Below are 17,012 nucleotides of genomic sequence, written 5' to 3' on the forward strand. Positions count from 1 at the left end.
CCATCGCCGCCCACCGCGGCCCCGGCCCGCCCCGCGGTCGGCGCCGGGCCGGGAAAGACTCCGGCCGGCCGACGCCGCCCCTCCCCGCCGTCCGCGTAGGCGCGCACCCCGCGACCGGCCGCCCGTCAGCCTCGACCTACCCCGACCGGCCGCCGCGGCCCGCTTCGCCCCGCCGTCGACAGTGTGCTCGCGCGGGTCCGCGGTACGCAGAACGAACCGGTGGTTCCGGGCACGTGGGCGGGCGAGGGGCGGCGAAGTCTCCGGGTTCAGTCGAGGGCTTCGATGGCCTTGAGGATCAGGGCCCGTGCGTCGGCCCCGTAGACGGCGAGCTGCTGGAGTTGTGTGAACGCCTTGAGATAGAGGGCGATTTCCGCAGGCTGCACAATTCTGACCCGCGCCGACACCAACTCCACGGATACCAGCCTGTCGTCGTAGACGTGGAAGGTCTCCCGGGGATACATGGGGCGGGCGGGGGTCGATGCCGGGATGACACCCAGCGATACGGCTGGCAGCGCGCCGGCGGCTGGTGGCTGGCCGGAGGGCGCTTCCTCTCCGTCTGCCTCATCGGCTGCTCCCCGCACCGCTTCCGTCCGGAGTGCCGCTGCCCGGTCCGCTGACCGCGCACCACTGGATCGACCTGGTGACGCGGTGTGGGCGGTCCCGTCCTTCCGCCTGTCGGGGCATGCGCGGTGGCGGAGCTGGGGTCACCTCCGGAGTTCCGGCGGCAGCGCCACCCAACGGCGCGGAGTGCGGTGGTCCGCTGCCTGCCGGCCGTCGCTGATCTTCAGACCGGCCGCGGCGCAGCCGTAGGCGAGCGTGTCGGCTCCGTACGGAAAGGCGTCCCCGCGCTGCCAGAAGCGGAAGTGCCAGTGGGAGGGCGGGTCCTCCTCGCCCGGCCGCAGTCCGATCTCCTCGTGGTCCGCGATCTCGCCGTCACGGGCGAGCACGCCGAACGTGCCGCCCTTGGGGTTGTAGTAGATGCCGTACGCGGAGGTCTCCCGGGATATCGCCCGCAGCACGGTGTTGTCGCCGGGCATGTACCCCTCCTGCGTGATCACACAGCCGCCCGGTTCGCCCGGCACGCCGGTGACGCCCACGAAGCGAAGCGACTCCTCGTGGTCCAAGGGGTCGAAGGGCGCCTCCTCCGGCGCTGCCCGCGGGCACCGGGCGGGGTCGGCGCTCAGGCGCCGGATCACCTCGTCCTCGTCCAGGTCCCGTACGAAGGCGATACCGAGCCCTTCGATCCACATTTCTCGCTCGCCGAAGGCCGCGATGAGCGCGTCGGCCTCCTGGAAGGCGGCGGCTTCCTCCGCCGGCGGCGACACCGCACCCGGCAGGTCCGCCACCAGCCGCGCGAGGGGCGTCGTGAGCAGCAGCCGGCCCGGTGACCAGGGCCCCAGCTGCGGCGTCCACGCGTCGGCACCGGCGTCGAGCAACGCGCGGACGCTGCCCTCGTCCACGCTGCACGCGGCGAACCACAGCGGGGTGTGCCCGTCGTCGTCGTGCGGGTCGACCTGCGTGACGTGGGGGAGGAGTGCGGCCACCGCCTCTCCCGACCCGCGTTCGGCCGCGAGGTGCAGCGGGGTGGCGCCGTCCGAGCCGGCGACCGTGTCGGGTGGGGCGCCTCCGTCCAGCCTGGCCCGTATCACCTCGGCGTCCGACCAGTCCTGCCAGCGCACCCCCTCCCAGTCGGCCCGCGGGACATGGCGTCGGCGTTCCTCTTCCTGCCGGCGCAGCGCCCGACGCTGGTGGTGGGTCAGCGGCGGGGCCAGGAGCCGGGGCGGGCCGCCGATCTCCACGGACGCGAACGTGCCCGCCGGCCCGGTGTGGTCCACCGGCCCGAGTCCCGGCCAGACCTCCAGCGCCGCCCCCGCGGCGGCGTGCAGCGCCGCGGCGTCGACGGCGGTGCGGGTCTCGGCCACGGCCTCGTCCGGCCACTCGACCACCAACTGCGTCTCGCCTGTGGGCGGAAGCTCCGGCAGGTAGAGGTCGACGTCGGTCTTGAACAGAGACCGGCGGCTCGGCTGCAACCCCGGGTCCAGCGGGATCAGCCCGGTCGCCTGCTCCGTGGCCGCGTCGACCTGCTCGCCCTGGGGCGTCGTGTACCGCACCAGGCGCGGCACCTTGCCGTCCAGCGAGGTGACCCGGCGGCCGTCGGAGAAGAGCATGCCCACCCGCAGACCGGACTGCCGGCCCGCGTCCCCTTCTTGCCGGCGCGTCCTGCGGAACACCGCCAGATGCAGCGTGGCCGTTCGCGGCCAGACGGACCAGCCTGTCACCACCACCCTGACCTGCGGCCCGGTCCCGGCCGTCGCAAGCTGCGGCAGCAGCGCGGGCGCGTACCAGTCGACCGGCGGCGCATACGTCCCCGCCTCCTCACCCGGGGGGACGAGCCTGATCAACTCGGCCCGCTCCGCGGCCGGTTCCTCGGGTAGGACCAAGTCGTCGAAGAAGCCCATGCGGCGATACTGGCAGAGGGGTCTGACACCGGCGGGGTGACCACAAACCGGGCGGCCCGTCCGTCTCACGCGCGGCCACCTCCGCCGCTTCTCACAGGGAACTCGCAAACTCGCCCCCGCCGCGAACCCGGCGCCGCCCCGATACTGGGCCCATGAGCAGCGCCACCGACCGGGCCACCGCCGCGGAGTCCGTTCTCGTGGTCGAGGACGATCCCGGGATCGCCGACATCCTGCAGATCACCCTGCGCTTCCACGGCTTCGCCGTGCACGCCGCCCCCACCGCCCGGCGCGCCCTCGAACTCGCCCGCGCCCACGCCCCCGACCTCGTCCTCCTCGACGTCATGCTCCCCGACGGCAGCGGGTGGCAGGTGTGCCGGGAGCTGCGCGAGCTGCGGGAGTCGCGGGCGTACGGGGACGAGCCCGCCGTGATCTTCCTGACCGCCCGCGACGCGCCCGCCGACGTGCTCGGCGGGCTCGCGCTCGGCGGGGACGACTACATCACCAAGCCGTTCAACGTCGACGAGGTCGTCGCCCGCGTACGCGCCGTGCTGCGCCGGACGCGCGGCGGGCGGGCGCGGCACGGTGGCGGGGTGCTGCGGCACGGGGACGTGGAGCTGGACGAGGCGACGTTCACCGTGCGGCGCGGGGGCGCGCCGGTGGAGCTGACGCCGACCGAGTACAACCTGCTGCGCCACCTCATGCGCAACGCCGGCCGCATCCTCACCAAGGAGCAGCTGCTCCGCAGCGTCTGGCAGTTCGACACCGCCGTCGAGTCCACGGTCGTCGAGACGTATATAAGTTATCTGCGGCGCAAGCTCGACCCGCTCGGCCCGCCGCTCATCGAGACCCGCCGCGGCGTCGGCTACGGCCTCCGCCCCATCGGCCCGGCCACGGAAGCCACCGAGCCAATCGAGCCCACCGAGCCCGCCGGGCCGCCCTCGTGAAGCGGTTCCCCCGGTCCCTGCGCAACCGGCTGTCCGTCACCAACGTCGGCATCCTCGCCGTCGGCCTCGTCGCCGCCGCCTGCGCCAGCCTCTTCGGTACGTACACCCTCCTCGTCGGCGAGGTCGACGCCACCGTCCGCCAGAGCCGCGACACCCTCGCCGAAACCCCCCTCAGCACCGACGCCCTCCAGCGGGTGTGCCAACTCGCGGACGCCTTCGGCGCCCCGGACGGCAACCCCGACCACGGCTTCACCGCCTCCGCCAAGGACGAGCCCTTCGTCCTCCTCGACCCCTCCGGCCGGATCCGCCCCACCTGCACGCTCTTCGACGGCGACCTCCGCCTCGCCCGCGCCATCGCCGCCGCCGTCGACGACCCCGGCGCCCTCGCCGACTCCGGCGAGCTCACCAGCGTCACGGCCGGCGGCCACCACTACCGCGCCGGCGTCGCCCGCCTCGACGACGGTTCGTACGCCATCAGCACCACCCGCTACGACGGCGTGCGCAACGCCGTCCGCAAGCTGTTCGTCGTCGAGGCGGTCTTCGGCGCCCTGCTCCTGCTGCTCCTCGCCGTCGTCTCCTCGCACGTCGCCCGCCGCCGCCTGCGCCCCCTGGAGGACATGGTGGAGACCGCGTCCGCGATCTCCGAGGGCGACCTGTCGCGCCGTGTCGACACCTCGCCGCCCGGCGGCAGCGAGGTCGAGCAGCTGCGCGACGCGCTCAACGCCATGCTCCAGCAGGTCGAGGGCGCCATGGCCAGCCGTGAGGAGGCCGCGGCGCGGCAGCGGCAGTTCCTCGCCGACGCCTCGCACGAGCTGCGCACCCCGCTCGCCACCGTCCTCGGCTATCTCCAGCTCTACGACAAGGGCATCCTCGACGACGCCGAGGCCGAGCGCGCCCTCACCCGCGTCGGCGCCGAGGCCCGGCGCATGAGCCACCTCGTCGACGAACTCCTCGCCCTCGCCCGCCTCGACCAGCACCCCGCCCGCGACCGCGCCCCCGTCGACCTCGCCGTCCTCGTCCGCGACGCCGCCGCCGACCTGCGCGCGCAGCAGCCGCACCGCCCCGTGACCGCCGACGCCCCGGCCCCCGCCGTGGTCGTCGGCGACGAGGCGCAGCTGCGCCAGGTCGTCGGCAACCTCCTCGCCAACGTACGCACCCACACCCCCGAGGACGCCGCCTGCACCCTGACCGCCGCCGCCAAGGACGGCGCGGCCGTGCTGCGGATCGCCGACACCGGGCCCGGGATGCGCCCGGAGGACGCGGCCCGCGTCTTCGACCGGTTCTTCCGCGCCGACCCCGGCCGCGCCCGGGCCGCGGGCGGCAGCGGGCTGGGCATGTCCATCGTGCGGGCGGTGGTCGAGGCGCACGACGGCGAGGTCGCGCTCGACACCGCGCCGGCGGCGGGCATGGCGGTCACCATCCGGCTCCCGCGCGCGCAGCGGGGCGGCTCCCGGGTTGAGGGTTCGCTGTGAGGCCCCTGCGGGATCCCTGAGGGGCCTGGGTACGCCCCGGCCCGCGCGGCGACGCTGAAGCCCCGCGACGCCCGGAGCCGAGGAGCCCGCCGTGGCCGCACTGGCCAGAATCTGTTTCCGCCACCGCTTCGCCGTCCTGCTGCTGTGGGTGGCCGCCCTCGCCGGCACCGCCGTGGCCGCCGAGACGGCCGGCAGCCGCTGGGCCAACGACTTCGAGCTGCCCGGCACCGAGTCCGCCGAGGCCGTCGAGCTGCTGCGGGAGTCCTTCCCCGAGACCTCCGGGGACACCGACAGCGTCGTCTGGCGGGCCCCGGAGGGCGGTTCGGTACGGGACCCGCGGATCCGCGCGCGGATGACCGAGGCGCTGGCGGGGATCGCCGACGTACCGCAGGTCGGCCGGGTCGCCGGCCCGTACGCGCCGGAGGGCGGGCGGCAGATCAGCGGGGACGGGCGGATCGCGTACGCCCAGGTGACGTTCACCGAGCAGGCCATGAACCTGGAGAAGGAGAACATCGAGGAGGTCATCGACACCGCGCGGGCCGCGGCCGACGACGTCGACGGGCTCCAGGTCGAGCTGGGCGGCGAGGCGATCCAGGCGGTCCAGGGCGCTCCCGGCGGGCTCGCGGAGGTGACCGGGATCGTCGCCGCGGTGGTCATCAGGTTTCCTTCGTGGATACGCCCGGTTTCAGCCGGGTGGGAAACGAGGCGCCTGCGGAGCAGGGCAACGGGCTGGGGTTCGCCGCCAGGGCGGATCCCAGTGGCCGCGGGGTGATGAGCAAGCCCACCAAGATCGATCTGTCTCGACTGTCAGTCCTCCCGGATAGGTTGGCCCGTATGACGACCGCAGCGCAGCCGGCAGGTGACGGGCACGCCCGCTTCACCTATCGGCTGCGTCTGTCGTCTGCTGCGCGGGCCGCGCTCGAAGTCGAGTGGGACCGGTGCCGCTGGATCTGGAATGAGTGCGTCGCGAAGTCCAGGGCCGTCCACCTGCACAACCAGGCGACGGGCCAGAAGCAGACGTGTGGCCCGGTGCAACTTGCGGCGATGCTCACCGGGGCGCGCGCCCGCACCCCGTGGCTTCGCGAGGGCGCATGCGTTCCTCAGCAGCAGCTGATTCGCGACTTCGGCAAGTCCCGCGCCAGGGCGCTCAAGGACATCAAGGCCGGGCTGCCGATGCGGCAGCGGGCCGGGATGCCCCGATGGAAGAAGAAGCGCGAAGCACTGCCGACCCTCGAATACACCAAACGGGGTTTCCGCCTCAAAGACGGCCGTCTGCACCTTGCAGGCGGCATCGTGGTGACGGTGGTGTGGTCGCGTGAGCTGCCCAAGCCGCCCACCTCGGTGCGCGTGTACCAAGACAGCCTCGGACACTGGTACTGCAGCTTCGTCGTGGCCACCAGCACCGTAGCTCTGCCGGCAACCGGCCGGGTGATCGGTATCGACTGGGGCGTCAGGGAGACCGCGACCACCACCAGCGACGACCACGACCTTCCCCACGCCGAGCACGGGAAAAAGACCGCGCAGCGCCTCGCGCATTACCAGCGGATGATGGCCCGGCGCCGCACCCCGAAGGGAAAGCCGCAGTCGAACGGCTACCGCAAGGCACGGAAGCAGGCCGCGAAGCTGCACAAGAAGGTGGCCCGGCAACGCCAGGACACTGCCCGCAAGTGGGCAAAGCGCGTAGTCCGCGACCACGACGCTTTGGCAGTCGAGGACTTCAGGCCGAAGTTCCTCGCGAAGACCACCATGGCCCGGAAGGCCGCCGACGCCGCGATCGGCCAGGCCAAGGCCGCGCTGGTCGAAATGGCCCGTAAGCATGGCCGTGCCGTGCACCTTGTCCACCCCGCGCACACCACCATGGACTGCGCGCACTGCGATGCGAGAGCCAAGCATCGTCTGCCTCTCTCCGAGAGAACGCATACGTGCACCGCATGCGGAGTTGTCTCGTTCCGGGACAAGAATTCCGCCCGCGTGATGCTCGTCCGGGCTGGTCTGCAACCCGGCTAGTGCTGATCGTGTAAGACCTGCACCCCCGCCGGGAGTCAGGCGACGTGAGCTAGGAATCCCCCGCTTCAGCCGGGAGAGGCGTCAAGATCTGCGTCTTCAGCGCGCGTTCGTGCTGAGCGGCGACCTGGAGGGCGTGATGGCGGGCATCGGCCTGGCGGGCGCGGTGGCGCTCGACGCCTTCGTCATCCGCACGATGCTGGTGCCCGCCCTGATGCACCTGATCGGCGCCGCGAACTGGTGGCTGCCCGCCTGGCTCGACCGCCGCCTCCCCCACCTGGCGGTGGAGCCGCGCTACGACGCCGGCGGCGCGGACGGCGCGCCGCGCCCGCAGGAGTTGGCGACGACGGGTGAGGCGAGGTGACCCCCGCGGGAACCGGACATCCCCGCCCGGGTGTCCGAACGGCGCGGTAGGTTCGGGGCGTTGGCCTTCAGCGGACGGAGTGAGATGTCCGGGACCGAGCACCCCCACGAGCCGTCGGCGCGCGACCTGGGCGCGGACCGGCCGCATCCGGCCCGGGTCTACGACTACCTCCTGGGCGGCAAGGACAACTACGGCCCCGACCGCGAAGCGGCCGAGCAGGGCATGCGGGCCAACCCCCACAGCCTGATCCCGCCCCGCGAGAACCGGGCCTTCCTCAGACGCGCGGTGCACTACCTGGCCGCCGAGGCCGGGATACGCCAGTTCCTCGACATCGGCACCGGCCTGCCGACGTCCCCCAACGTCCACGAGGTCGCCCAGGCCGTGGCCCCGGACGCGCGCGTCGTCTACGTCGACAACGACCCCATCGTGCTCGCCCACGCCCGGGCCCTGCTGACCAGCAGCCCCGAAGGGCGGACGAGGTACGTCGACGCGGACCTGCGGAACGCCGGAGCGATCCTCGACTCCCCCGAGCTGCGCGCGACGCTGGACCTCGACCAGCCCGTCGCCCTGCTGCTCGTCGCCATCCTGCACTTCGTCGGCGACGACGACGATCCGGCGGGCATCGTCGCCCGGTTGCTCGACGCCCTCCCCTCCGGGAGCTACCTGGCCCTGTCCCACCTGACCGGGGACTACGACCCCGAGGCGTGGGCCGGCGTGGCCGCGGTCTACCGCAGGAGCGGCGTGACGATGCGGGTGCGCTCCAAGCCGCGGATCGAGGAGTTCTTCGACGGACTGGAGCTGGTGGAGCCGGGCGTGCAGTGCCTCCCCCGCTGGCGTCCCGAGCCGGTCGCCGTCGGCAGCGCCGACGCGGTCACCGACGCGCAGGTGTCGGTGTATGGGGGCGTCGCCCGCAAGCCGTAGCGCCGCCGGAGGCGGCCCCGGGTCCGGGGGCGGAGTTCCGGTGGGGGTTTCGGTGGGTGGAGTGCGGCCGGGTTCCGGGGCGGAGCCCGCGCGGGGTCAGTGGGGAGGCTCTGGTGGGGGTTCCGGTGGGTGGAGTCCGGCCGGGTTTCGGGGTGGAGCCCCGGGCGGGGTCAGGGGGAGCTGCGGTGGGGGTTTCGGTGGGCGGTGTCCGGCCGGGTTCCGGGGCGGAGCCCCGGGCGGGGTCAGGGGGGAGCTGCGGTGGGGGTTTCGGTGGGCGGAGTCCCACCGGGTTCCGGGGCGAAGCCCTCGCGGGGTCGGGGGCGGAGCCCCGGCGGAGGGCTCGGGGGCGGAGCCCCCGAGGAAGCGGGAAGGGGCGGGACCGGGGCCCCACCCCCACCCCGCCCCACCGCACGGAACGGGGCGCCGCCCCGGAGGACCGCACCCCGTTCCCGTAACCCCGACTCGCCTCAGACGGCGACCAGTTCCTGCTCCGGCTCCTGCTCCGGCTCCGCCACCGGCCCCGCCTCGGCCCCCGCGCCCGCGGCCCGCTTCGGGAGCGCGAACACCAGCGCGTACACCACGCCCACGATCGCCGTCACCCACCACATCGCGTTCTCGAACGCCCCCGCGAACGCCGGTCCGGCCTCCCGCGCCGCCGCCGGCTCGTCCATCGCGCCGAAGAACACCACCGACACCAGCCCCAGCCCCAGCGCCATGCCCAGCTGGTTCGTCGTGTTGATCAGCCCCGACGCGGACCCCGCGTGCTGCCGGGGGACGCCGCTCAGCACCGTGTCCGTGAGCGGCGCGAAGATCAGGCCCATGCCGCCGCCGAGGAGCGTCAGCGGCAGCGCCATCTGCCAGGTCGCGATCTCGGTGCCGTACCGGTCGGCCGCCGTCAGGTACAGCAGCGCGCCCGCGGCCATCGTCACCGCGCCCGCGTGCAGCACCTTCCGCCCGAACCGGGGCGTGAGCTTCTGCACCGACATGCCCGCGGCCACCGAGCAGGCGAGCGAGAACGGCAGGCCGGTCAGCCCCGCGTGCAGCGCGCTCCAGCCGAGCCCGAGCTGCATGTACAGGGTCCACACGAGGAAGAAGATGCCCAGTCCGGTGCTGAAGGCCAGCTGGACCCCGATGCCCGCGGCGAAGCTCTTGACGCGGAACAGCGACAGTTCGACCAGCGGCGCGCCGTCCGCGCGCTTCTTGCGCTTCTGGTACGCGACGAAGGCGGCGAACACCGGCAGGCTCGCGGCCATGGAGACGAAGCCCCACGTGGGCCAGTCGTTCTCGTGGCCCATGGTGATCGGGTAGAGCAGCATCAGCAGTCCGGCGGTGGCGAGCGCCACCCCGCGCAGGTCCAGGCGCAGCGCGTCGGGGGCGGTCGACTCGGTGATGTAGCGGCGGCCGAGGATCAGGCCGGCGATGCCGACGGGGAGGTTGATGAGGAAGATGGGCCGCCAGCCGAGGCCGAAGAGGTCCCAGTCGGTCAGCAGCGCGCCGATCATCGGGCCGGACACCGCGCCGAGGCCGGCGACGGCGCCGAACATTCCGAAGACCTTGCCGCGTTCCTCCGCGGGGAACGTGACGTGGATGATGCTCAGTACCTGAGGCACCATCAGCGCCGCCATCGCGCCTTGCAGCACCCGCGCGCCCACGAGCATCGCCGGGTCGGCGGCGACGCCGCACAGCAGCGAGGCGACGGTGAAGCCGCCGACGCCGAGCAGGAAGATCCGCTTGCGGCCGTAGATGTCGCCGAGTCTGCCGCCGGTGATGAGGCCGATGGCGAAGGCGAGCGCGTAGCCCGCGGTGATCCACTGGATCGCGCCGAACGAGGCGCCGGTGTCCCGCTGGATGCTCGGGATGGCGATGTTGACGATCGTCGCGTCGACGAGGTCCATGAACGAGGCCGTCAGCACCACGGCGAGCGCGATCCAGCGTCGGCGGTCAGGTCCTGCCACAGAGGCGTTCTGGAAGGTCATGCGGGTAATCTAGAAGTCGTATAGGACAGGTCATGTCCTAAAGAGAAGGCAGTCTGGAAAACATGACGACCGACACCCCGAAGCGGCTTCTGCAACTGCTCTCCCTCCTCCAGACGCCCCGCGAGTGGCCCGGCAGCGAGCTGGCCGGCCGCCTCGGCGTCTCCGACCGCACCGTCCGCCGCGACGTCGAGCGGCTCCGCGACCTCGGCTACCCGGTCGAGTCCACCCGCGGCACCTTCGGCGGCTACCGCCTCGTCGCCGGTGCGGCCATGCCCCCGCTGCTGCTGGAGGACGACGAGGCGGTCGCCATCGCCGTCGGCCTGCGCAGCTCCGCCGGGCACACGGTCGCGGGCCTGGCGGAGGCGTCGGTACGGGCGTTGGCGAAGCTGGAGCAGGTGCTGCCGTCGCGGCTGCGCCGCCGCGTCACGTCGCTCGGCACCGCCACGACCCCGCTGACCCGCTGGCAGGGCCCGCAGATCGACGCCGAGGTGCTGACGGTGCTGGCCGCCGGCGCGGCGGGTGGCGAGCGGCTGCGCTTCGGCTACCGGGCGGCGGACGGCACGGAGACGAAGCGGCTCGTGGAGCCGGCCGGGCTGGTCGCGGCGGGGCGGCGCTGGTACTTCGTCGCGTACGACAACGACCGCGACGACTGGCGGATGTTCCGCGTGGACCGCATCACCCGCCCCTTCGCCACCGGCGTCCGCCCGCCGCGCCGCGAGCTGCCGGCGGCGGACGCGGCGGAGTTCGTCGCCGCGCGGATGGGCGGGGACAGGCCGCGCTACCGCGCCCGGGCGACGCTCCACGCGCCGTACAAGGAGCTGGCGCGCCGCCTCGGCGACGCGGCGGTGGGGCTGGAGCGGCTGGACGAGGGGCGGTGCGCGTTCGTCACGGAGGCGGACGCGCTGGAGTGGCTGGGGCTGCGACTGGCGTCGCTGGGGTGCGAGTTCGAGGTGCACGAGCCGGTGGAGCTGGTGGAGTACCTGCGGGACCTCGCGGGCCGGGCGGCGCGGTCGGTGGAAGGGGCGGACGCGGCGCGCGAGGCGGAGTAGCCGAGCGGTGGGGGAGCAGGGTGCCGGGTACGGGGCCGCCCCGTACCCGGCACCCTGCCGCCCACGCCCACGCCCACGCCCACGCCCGCGCCCGCGCCGGGTCTCAGCGCAGCCTGCGCCGCAGCGCCCGCGCCCGCCGCGCGACCCGCCGCACCGCCGGGCTGCGCGGCACGAACGCCAGCCGCTTCGGCAGCCCGCCCGGCAGTCCCTCCACCGTCAGCCGGCGCCGTTTGAAGTACCGCCAGGTGTCGGCGTCCAGCTCCGCCGCCAGCCACCGTTCCACGTCCGGCCGCAGCCGGGCGTGGATCCGCGGCTGCATGGTGAAGCCCACCGCCGTCAGCAGCCCGCCCAGCTTCGCCCGCGTCTCCTCGGCGGTCGGCGCCCGCCAGGCGCGCACCGCCGCCGGGTCCGCCAGGGGCGGCAGCAGCGCGTCGGCGATGGTGACGGGGATCCGGTTGCTGTTCTCGTACGGGGTCAGCCGCTCCAGCAGCGTTCCGGTGCCGATGGTCGCCACCGGCAGCCCGTACAGCGTCGACGCCGTCATCAGCGCGGTGGAGAACGCGCCGGCCACCAGCGCCGGGCGCAGCCGCTCGTACAGCACCTCCGCCAGCACCGGGGTGTCGAGCACGGTGAGCCGCACGCCGAGGCCGTCCGCCTCGTCCTCCAGCAGCCGGGAGACCCGGGCCGGCGCCATCGGGTGCGGCTTGAACACCACGTCGCGGTGGCCCAGTCCGGCGGCGCCGCGCAGCATCTCGACGTGCAGCCGCTCCTCCTCGTCGGCGGTGAGGATGTTCAGCGCCGAGAGGTACTGGCCCAGGAGGAGCGCGGGCGAGGAGCCCTCGTCGAGAGCGTCGGGGCCGTCGGGGCCGTCCGCGCCGTCCGGGCCCGTGGGTTCGGCCGCGGCGCCCAGCTCGGCCAGGACCTTCTTCAGCTCCTCCGCCGGCACGATCTCCGCCGGCACGTCGAACTCGGTCAGCAGCATCGGCCGCACGCCCGGCAGCAGGTCGGGGTGGAGCAGCCGCTCGACGCGGCTGCCGATGAGGGAGGAGAGCTTGTTGCGCGTGGGCCCGTAGCTCATCAGCCCGTCGGCGTAGACGTGCAGCGCCGCGTCGGGGAAGAGCTGGACCAGCGCCCGCGCCGGGGCGACCTGGATCGACTCCACGACGAGCGTGAGCCGGTCGTCGCCCAGTCCCCACAGCATCCGCAGGTGCCGTTCCCACAGTGGGACGTCCTCGGCGCGCGGCTCCCACGCGCCGGGGTGGAGCGGGCGGATGACATCGTTCCAGTCGCGTACGTCGTCGAAGCGGGAGCGCAGCTGCGCGAAGCCGGCCATCTCGTCCGCGGCCGGGGTGGCCTCGGGGTTGGCGGCGTTGTTGGTGATGAGCAGCAGGCGGCGGTCCGCGGCGGGGAAGAGGCCGGCGTCGAGCGCGGCGGCCAGCGTGGCGGTGCCGTAGAGGGTGGAGGCCAGGAAGACCTGCGTGTGCCGCCCGGGGGCGTAGCGGAGCGGCTTCGGCGGCGGGTACGGCGCGGGGGCGGGGGCCGCGGGGCCCGTCGTGGGGGACGGGTCGTTCATCAGGCGGCCACCTTCGCCGGTCGGTGCGGTGCGTCGCCCGGGCCGGGCACGGCCGGGCGGTGCAGGCGGCGCAGCAGTTCGGAGCGGTCGGCGTCCATGGCGTCGAGGGCGTCGGCGAGCACGTGCTGCGGCATGCTCCGCAGCGCCTCCCCGCTCCGCTCGCGCAGCCGCCGGGCCACGGGCTTCTCGAACCGGTCGCTGTTCTTCAGATGGTGCGCGATGATCGCGCAGTAGTTGCGGACGGCCTTCGGCAGCAGCGCCTCCGCGTCGCGGTCCGCCGCCGTCTCCGTCACCACCTGGTCGAAGGCGCGGAGGAAGTCGAGCTGCCGGACGTCACCGATCTGGGTGAGGGAGTTCGCCACACCGCGCCGGTAGAAGACGCCGAGCAGCCCGACGACCGCGAAGGTGCGGGCCTCGCGGTGCAGCCGCCAGATCCACGGGCGGTCCTCGGCGGTGCGCAGCCCGTCGGGGAAGTGCAGCAGGCCGTCGTCGAGCAGCCGGCGGTGGTAGACGCCGGCCCACGCGTAGGCGTAGTCGACCGACGTGCTGTACGTCGCCGGCAGGATCGCCGCCCGCGGGTCCTGGACGACGCCGCGGCGGCCGTGCGGCACCCGGTGGACGGTGCGGGCGCGGGCGGCGCACTGCACGTGGTCGGTGCGGACGAAGTCGCAGTCCAGCCCGGTGGCGGCGGCCAGCAGCCGGCGGCAGTAGCCGGGGGCGAGCCAGTCGTCGCCGTCGAGGAAGGTGACGTACCGGCCGCGGGCCCGGTCGAGCCCGGTGTTGCGGGCGGTGGCCAGCCCGCCGTTCCGGGCGTGGCGTACGTGGACGGCGCCCGGCAGGTCGCGCGCGGCCTGCTCCAGCAGCTCGCCGGTGCGGTCCGTCGAGCAGTCGTCGATCAGGATGAACTCGGTGTCCGACGCGGCGTTCGCCCGGAGGGACGCCAGTGTTTCGGGTGCGAAGTCCTGCACGTTGTAGAAGGGGACGATCACGGAGAGTTGCAGCATCCAGGCGATGCTAGAGGCCGGCCCGCGTCCGGGGCTTGCCCCGCGCCGACGTCGGCATGAACGCCGGGCGGCGGAATGGTGAACGCCTCTGCCGAACGGGCGGGTTAGCCGTTCGGCGGCGTGTTGTTAACCATCTGTACGGACTGTGTTGGGCCACCGAGCGCAATGCCTCCCTAGCGTCGGCGACGTGCTCAACGACCCCCCGTCACAGCTGCGCACGGCTGTACTCGCCGACTCGGACACCCGCTGGAAATGGGGCGCGCTCACCGCCCGCCGCATGGCCCCGGAGGCGGTGCTCGACGGGTATCTGCTGCACGGCCGGGCCACGCCCACCGCCCGCCAGCTCGCGGAGGTCGGCGTCGCCGCCGACGCCATGCGGGAGGTCACGGCCGCCGAGTTCCTCGCCGCCGCCGACCCCGACCGCTACGACGTCGTGCTCCTGTCCTGCGTCGGCGGCACCGTGCAGGCGATGCTGCACGGCCTCGCCCGCGCCTGGCAGGGCGCCCGGCGCCGCCCCGCGGTCGTCACCGGCTACGTCGGCGTGGTGTACGAGAAGCTGTCCGACGGCCTCCTCCTGCGCAACGGCGCCGACATCGTCCTCGCCAACAGCCGCCAGGACGCCGAGCGCTTCCGCGCGGTCTACGAGGGCGTCGGCGCCTCCCCGGACAGCGTGGTGGAGTGCGCGCTGCCCTTCCTCGACGGCGCGCCGTACGAGCCGCTCCCCGGCGGGACGGACGCCGGCGGGACGGACGCCGGCGGGCGCCCGTACACCGTCGTCTTCGCCGTCCAGCCCTCCGTGCCGGACACCCGCGAGGACCGCCTGTACCTGCTGCGCCGCGCCGCCCGGCACGCCGAGCGGCACCCCGAGCGCGAGGTGCTCGTCAAGCTGCGCAGCCGGCCGGGCGAGCACACGACGCACATCGAGGAGGCCCCGTACCAGAAGCTCGCCGGCAAGCTGCCCGGCGGACTGCCCGCGAACTGCCGCCTGGTCTACGGGAACATGGGCGAGGTCCTCGACCGCACCGACCTCCTCGTCACCGTCAGCTCCACCGCCGCGCTGGAGTCCCTGCACCGCGGCATCCCCACCGCCGTCCTCACCGACCTGGGCGTACGCGAGCCGCTGGGCAACCACCACTTCCTCGGCTCCGGCTGCCTCGCCTCCTGGGACGAGCTGGACGCCGGCCACCTCCCCAAGCCCGACCCCGTGTGGCTGTCCCGCCAGGGCGTCCCCGGCGCGGCCTCCGCCGAGCCGTACGACGCCGCCTTCGACCGCGCCCGGGCCCGGCTGACCACCCTGGTCGCCGACCCGCAGCTGCCGCCGCTGGCGCCGTACTACACCCCGCGGACCGCCGGCGGCTACCTGCCGCGGATCCTCGCCCGGCACGGCCTGGCCCCCACCGGCGAGCCGCTGCCGCAGGCCGCGGCCGCCGCCGAGCCCGGCCCGGTGCGCCGGTGGGCCCGCACGCTGCTGCGCAAGGCCGCGCGCGCCGTGTACCGGGGCGGGGTGCAGCGGATCGCGCCGGTCATCCGCCGGATGGGGGCGCTGTGAGCGGCGTACGCGCGGCCGCGGCCCCGCCGGCGGTGAGCGGGCGGCCCGTGCCCTCCCGCCCCGCCCTCCGCCGCCAGGGGGCGCCGTGACCTCCCGCCCCGCCCCGCATCACCAAGGAGCCTCCATGTCCCAGCCCGAGACCGCCGCCCGCGTGCTCGCGGTCATCCCCGCCCGCGGGGGGTCCAAGGGCGTCCCCGGCAAGAACCTCGCCCGCGTCGGCGGGGTGCCGCTGGTGGCCCGCGCGGTACGGCAGTGCCTCGCGGCGCGGCTGGTGACCGACGTCGTGGTCTCCACCGACGACGACACCATCGCCGCCGTCGCCCGCGAGGCCGGCGCCGAGGTCGTCCGCCGCCCCGCCGAGATCGCCGGCGACACCGCGTCCAGCGAGGCGGCGGTGCTGCACGCGCTGGACACGCACGAGGAGCGGTGCGGGGAGCCGATGGCCGCGGTGCTGCTGGTGCAGTGCACGAGCCCGTTCCTGACCGGCGCCGACATCGACGGCGTGACGGCGGCGGTGCTCGACGAGGACGGCGCGGACAGCGCGCTGACGGTGGCGCCGTTCCACGGGTTCATCTGGCGGGACGAGGCCGACGAGGCGATCGACGGGGAGAGCGCGCGCCGCGGCGCGGCGGCTCCGCCGCGCGCGGTCGCGGCGGCCACGGGTGCCGCCGGTACGGCGGCGGCGACCGGGCCGCGCGCCGGGTCGCCGGCGGTTGAGGGGTTCGTCGCCCCGCCCGGCGACAGCGCGCTGGTCGACACCCGCCCCGCGGCCGCCGCCGCAGGCGGCGCCGAGGTCCGCCACTCCGCGGCGCCCGCCGCGGGCGAGCCCGCCGGCGGGGCCGCCGTGGCGGGGGGGCGCGCCGCGCCGCCCCCCGCAACCGCGTCCGCGTACGGTGGCCGGGCCTCCGTCGACCCCGCCGTGCGCGCCGCGGGCGCGGGCTACGGCGTCAACCACGACAAGTCGTACCGCCCGCGCCGCCAGGACCGCCCCCAGGACCTCCTGGAGACCGGCGCCGCCTACGCCATGCGCACCCCCGGCTTCCGCGAGCACCGCCACCGCTTCTTCGGCCGCACCGCCCCGGTCCGTACCGACGCCGCCCGCGTCCTGGAGGTCGACGAGCCGGACGACCTGACCCGCGCCCGCGCCCTCGCCCCCCTCCTCGACGTGCCCGGCCCCGGCTCGCTGCCCACCCGCCGCGACGTCGACGCGATCGTCCTCGACTTCGACGGCACCCAGACCGACGACCGCGTCTACATCGACGCCGACGGCCGCGAACTCGTCGCCGTCCACCGCGGCGACGGCCTCGGTATCGCCGCCCTGCGGCGCGCCGAGCTGAAGCTGCTCATCCTTTCCACCGAACAGAACCCGGTCGTCGCCGCCCGGGCACGCAAACTTCACCTGCCCGTTCTGCACGGGGTCGACCGTAAGGACGTCGCACTGAAGCAGTGGTGCGAGGAGGAGGGCATCGCGCCCGAGCGCGTGCTCTACGTCGGCAACGACGTCAACGACCTGCCGTGCTTCGGTCTCGTCGGCTGGCCCGTGGCGGTCGCCGGCGCCCACGCGATCGTGCGGGACGCGGCGCGTGCGGTGACGTCCACCCCCGGAGGCGACGGGGCGATCCGCGAGATCGCGTCCTGGATCCTCGGTCCCGCCCTCACCTCGTAGTGAATCTCCCCGGAGAGTAAAGGAACAGATC

At 74.5% G+C, this 17,012-nt stretch carries 11 protein-coding genes and 3 pseudogenes; 9 read left to right on the forward strand and 5 right to left on the reverse strand.

Features of this window, described 5'->3' with window-relative positions; genetic code table 11:
- Window positions 1-266: 266 nt before the first annotated feature.
- Window positions 267-527, reverse strand: a pseudogene (locus ACHZ99_RS26985) (Scr1 family TA system antitoxin-like transcriptional regulator); the annotation flags it as partial.
- A gap of 177 nt (window positions 528-704) precedes the next feature.
- Window positions 705-2,459 (reverse strand): ankyrin repeat domain-containing protein, encoded by a 1,755-nt coding sequence (locus ACHZ99_RS26990; protein WP_420307364.1) that lies wholly within the window; start codon window positions 2,457-2,459, stop codon window positions 705-707.
- Between the two features lie 152 nt (window positions 2,460-2,611).
- Between ACHZ99_RS26990 and ACHZ99_RS26995 the strand changes: the two genes are divergently transcribed.
- The 6 genes and pseudogenes from ACHZ99_RS26995 to ACHZ99_RS27020 all read left to right on the forward strand — a co-directional run bounded on the left by ACHZ99_RS26995 (window position 2,612) and on the right by ACHZ99_RS27020 (window position 8,164).
- The gene (locus ACHZ99_RS26995; protein ID WP_420307365.1) at window positions 2,612-3,403 is read left to right on the forward strand and encodes a response regulator transcription factor; all 792 of its coding nucleotides are present in this window, start codon (window positions 2,612-2,614) and stop codon (window positions 3,401-3,403) included.
- Window positions 3,400-4,875 carry a sensor histidine kinase gene (locus ACHZ99_RS27000; RefSeq protein ID WP_420307366.1) on the forward strand — a complete coding sequence of 492 codons (1,476 nt, stop codon included), beginning with the start codon at window positions 3,400-3,402 and terminating at the stop codon, window positions 4,873-4,875. The genes ACHZ99_RS26995 and ACHZ99_RS27000 overlap by 4 nt, the downstream gene beginning before the upstream one ends.
- A 91-nt stretch (window positions 4,876-4,966) precedes the next feature.
- Window positions 4,967-5,647, forward strand: coding sequence for an MMPL family transporter (locus tag ACHZ99_RS27005; protein ID WP_420307367.1), 681 nt, complete (start codon window positions 4,967-4,969; stop codon window positions 5,645-5,647).
- 62 nt (window positions 5,648-5,709) lie between these two features.
- Window positions 5,710-6,913: pseudogene (locus tag ACHZ99_RS27010) on the forward strand (RNA-guided endonuclease InsQ/TnpB family protein); the annotation flags it as partial.
- 49 nt (window positions 6,914-6,962) lie between these two features.
- Window positions 6,963-7,243, forward strand: a pseudogene (locus ACHZ99_RS27015) (MMPL family transporter); the annotation flags it as partial.
- A gap of 84 nt (window positions 7,244-7,327) precedes the next feature.
- Window positions 7,328-8,164 (forward strand): SAM-dependent methyltransferase, encoded by an 837-nt coding sequence (locus tag ACHZ99_RS27020; RefSeq protein ID WP_420307368.1) that lies wholly within the window; start codon window positions 7,328-7,330, stop codon window positions 8,162-8,164.
- A gap of 467 nt (window positions 8,165-8,631) precedes the next feature.
- Here the strand turns inward: ACHZ99_RS27020 and ACHZ99_RS27025 are convergent, their stop codons facing one another.
- The gene (locus ACHZ99_RS27025) at window positions 8,632-10,140 is read right to left on the reverse strand and encodes an MFS transporter (RefSeq protein ID WP_420307369.1); all 1,509 of its coding nucleotides are present in this window, start codon (window positions 10,138-10,140) and stop codon (window positions 8,632-8,634) included.
- Window positions 10,141-10,202: 62 nt separating this feature from the next.
- Here ACHZ99_RS27025 and ACHZ99_RS27030 point away from each other — a divergent pair, with 62 nt between their 5' ends.
- On the forward strand, window positions 10,203-11,189 hold the full coding sequence (locus tag ACHZ99_RS27030) for a helix-turn-helix transcriptional regulator (RefSeq protein ID WP_420307370.1): 987 nt from the start codon (window positions 10,203-10,205) through the stop codon (window positions 11,187-11,189).
- Between the two features lie 103 nt (window positions 11,190-11,292).
- On the opposite strand, the gene ACHZ99_RS27035 is transcribed toward ACHZ99_RS27030, so the two are convergent.
- Both ACHZ99_RS27035 and ACHZ99_RS27040 read right to left on the reverse strand, forming a co-directional pair.
- On the reverse strand, window positions 11,293-12,762 hold the full coding sequence (locus tag ACHZ99_RS27035) for a polysialyltransferase family glycosyltransferase (RefSeq protein ID WP_420307371.1): 1,470 nt from the start codon (window positions 12,760-12,762) through the stop codon (window positions 11,293-11,295).
- A complete protein-coding gene (locus tag ACHZ99_RS27040; protein WP_420307372.1) occupies window positions 12,762-13,766 on the reverse strand; it encodes a glycosyltransferase family 2 protein in 1,005 nt (334 codons plus the stop codon). Before ACHZ99_RS27040 ends, ACHZ99_RS27035 begins: the two co-directional genes overlap by 1 nt.
- 187 nt (window positions 13,767-13,953) lie before the next feature.
- Between ACHZ99_RS27040 and ACHZ99_RS27045 the strand changes: the two genes are divergently transcribed.
- Both ACHZ99_RS27045 and ACHZ99_RS27050 read left to right on the forward strand, forming a co-directional pair.
- Entirely contained in the window at window positions 13,954-15,315 is a 1,362-nt protein-coding gene (locus ACHZ99_RS27045) for a DUF6716 putative glycosyltransferase (protein WP_420307373.1), read from the forward strand.
- A 124-nt stretch (window positions 15,316-15,439) separates the two neighbouring features.
- Window positions 15,440-16,981 (forward strand): cytidylyltransferase domain-containing protein, encoded by a 1,542-nt coding sequence (locus ACHZ99_RS27050; protein WP_420307374.1) that lies wholly within the window; start codon window positions 15,440-15,442, stop codon window positions 16,979-16,981.
- The last annotated feature ends 31 nt before the right edge of the window (window positions 16,982-17,012 follow it).

Origin of the sequence: Streptomyces sp. MAR4 CNX-425 (genome assembly GCF_048656465.1) — a bacterium.
Taxonomy (GTDB): Bacteria; Actinomycetota; Actinomycetes; order Streptomycetales; family Streptomycetaceae; genus Streptomyces.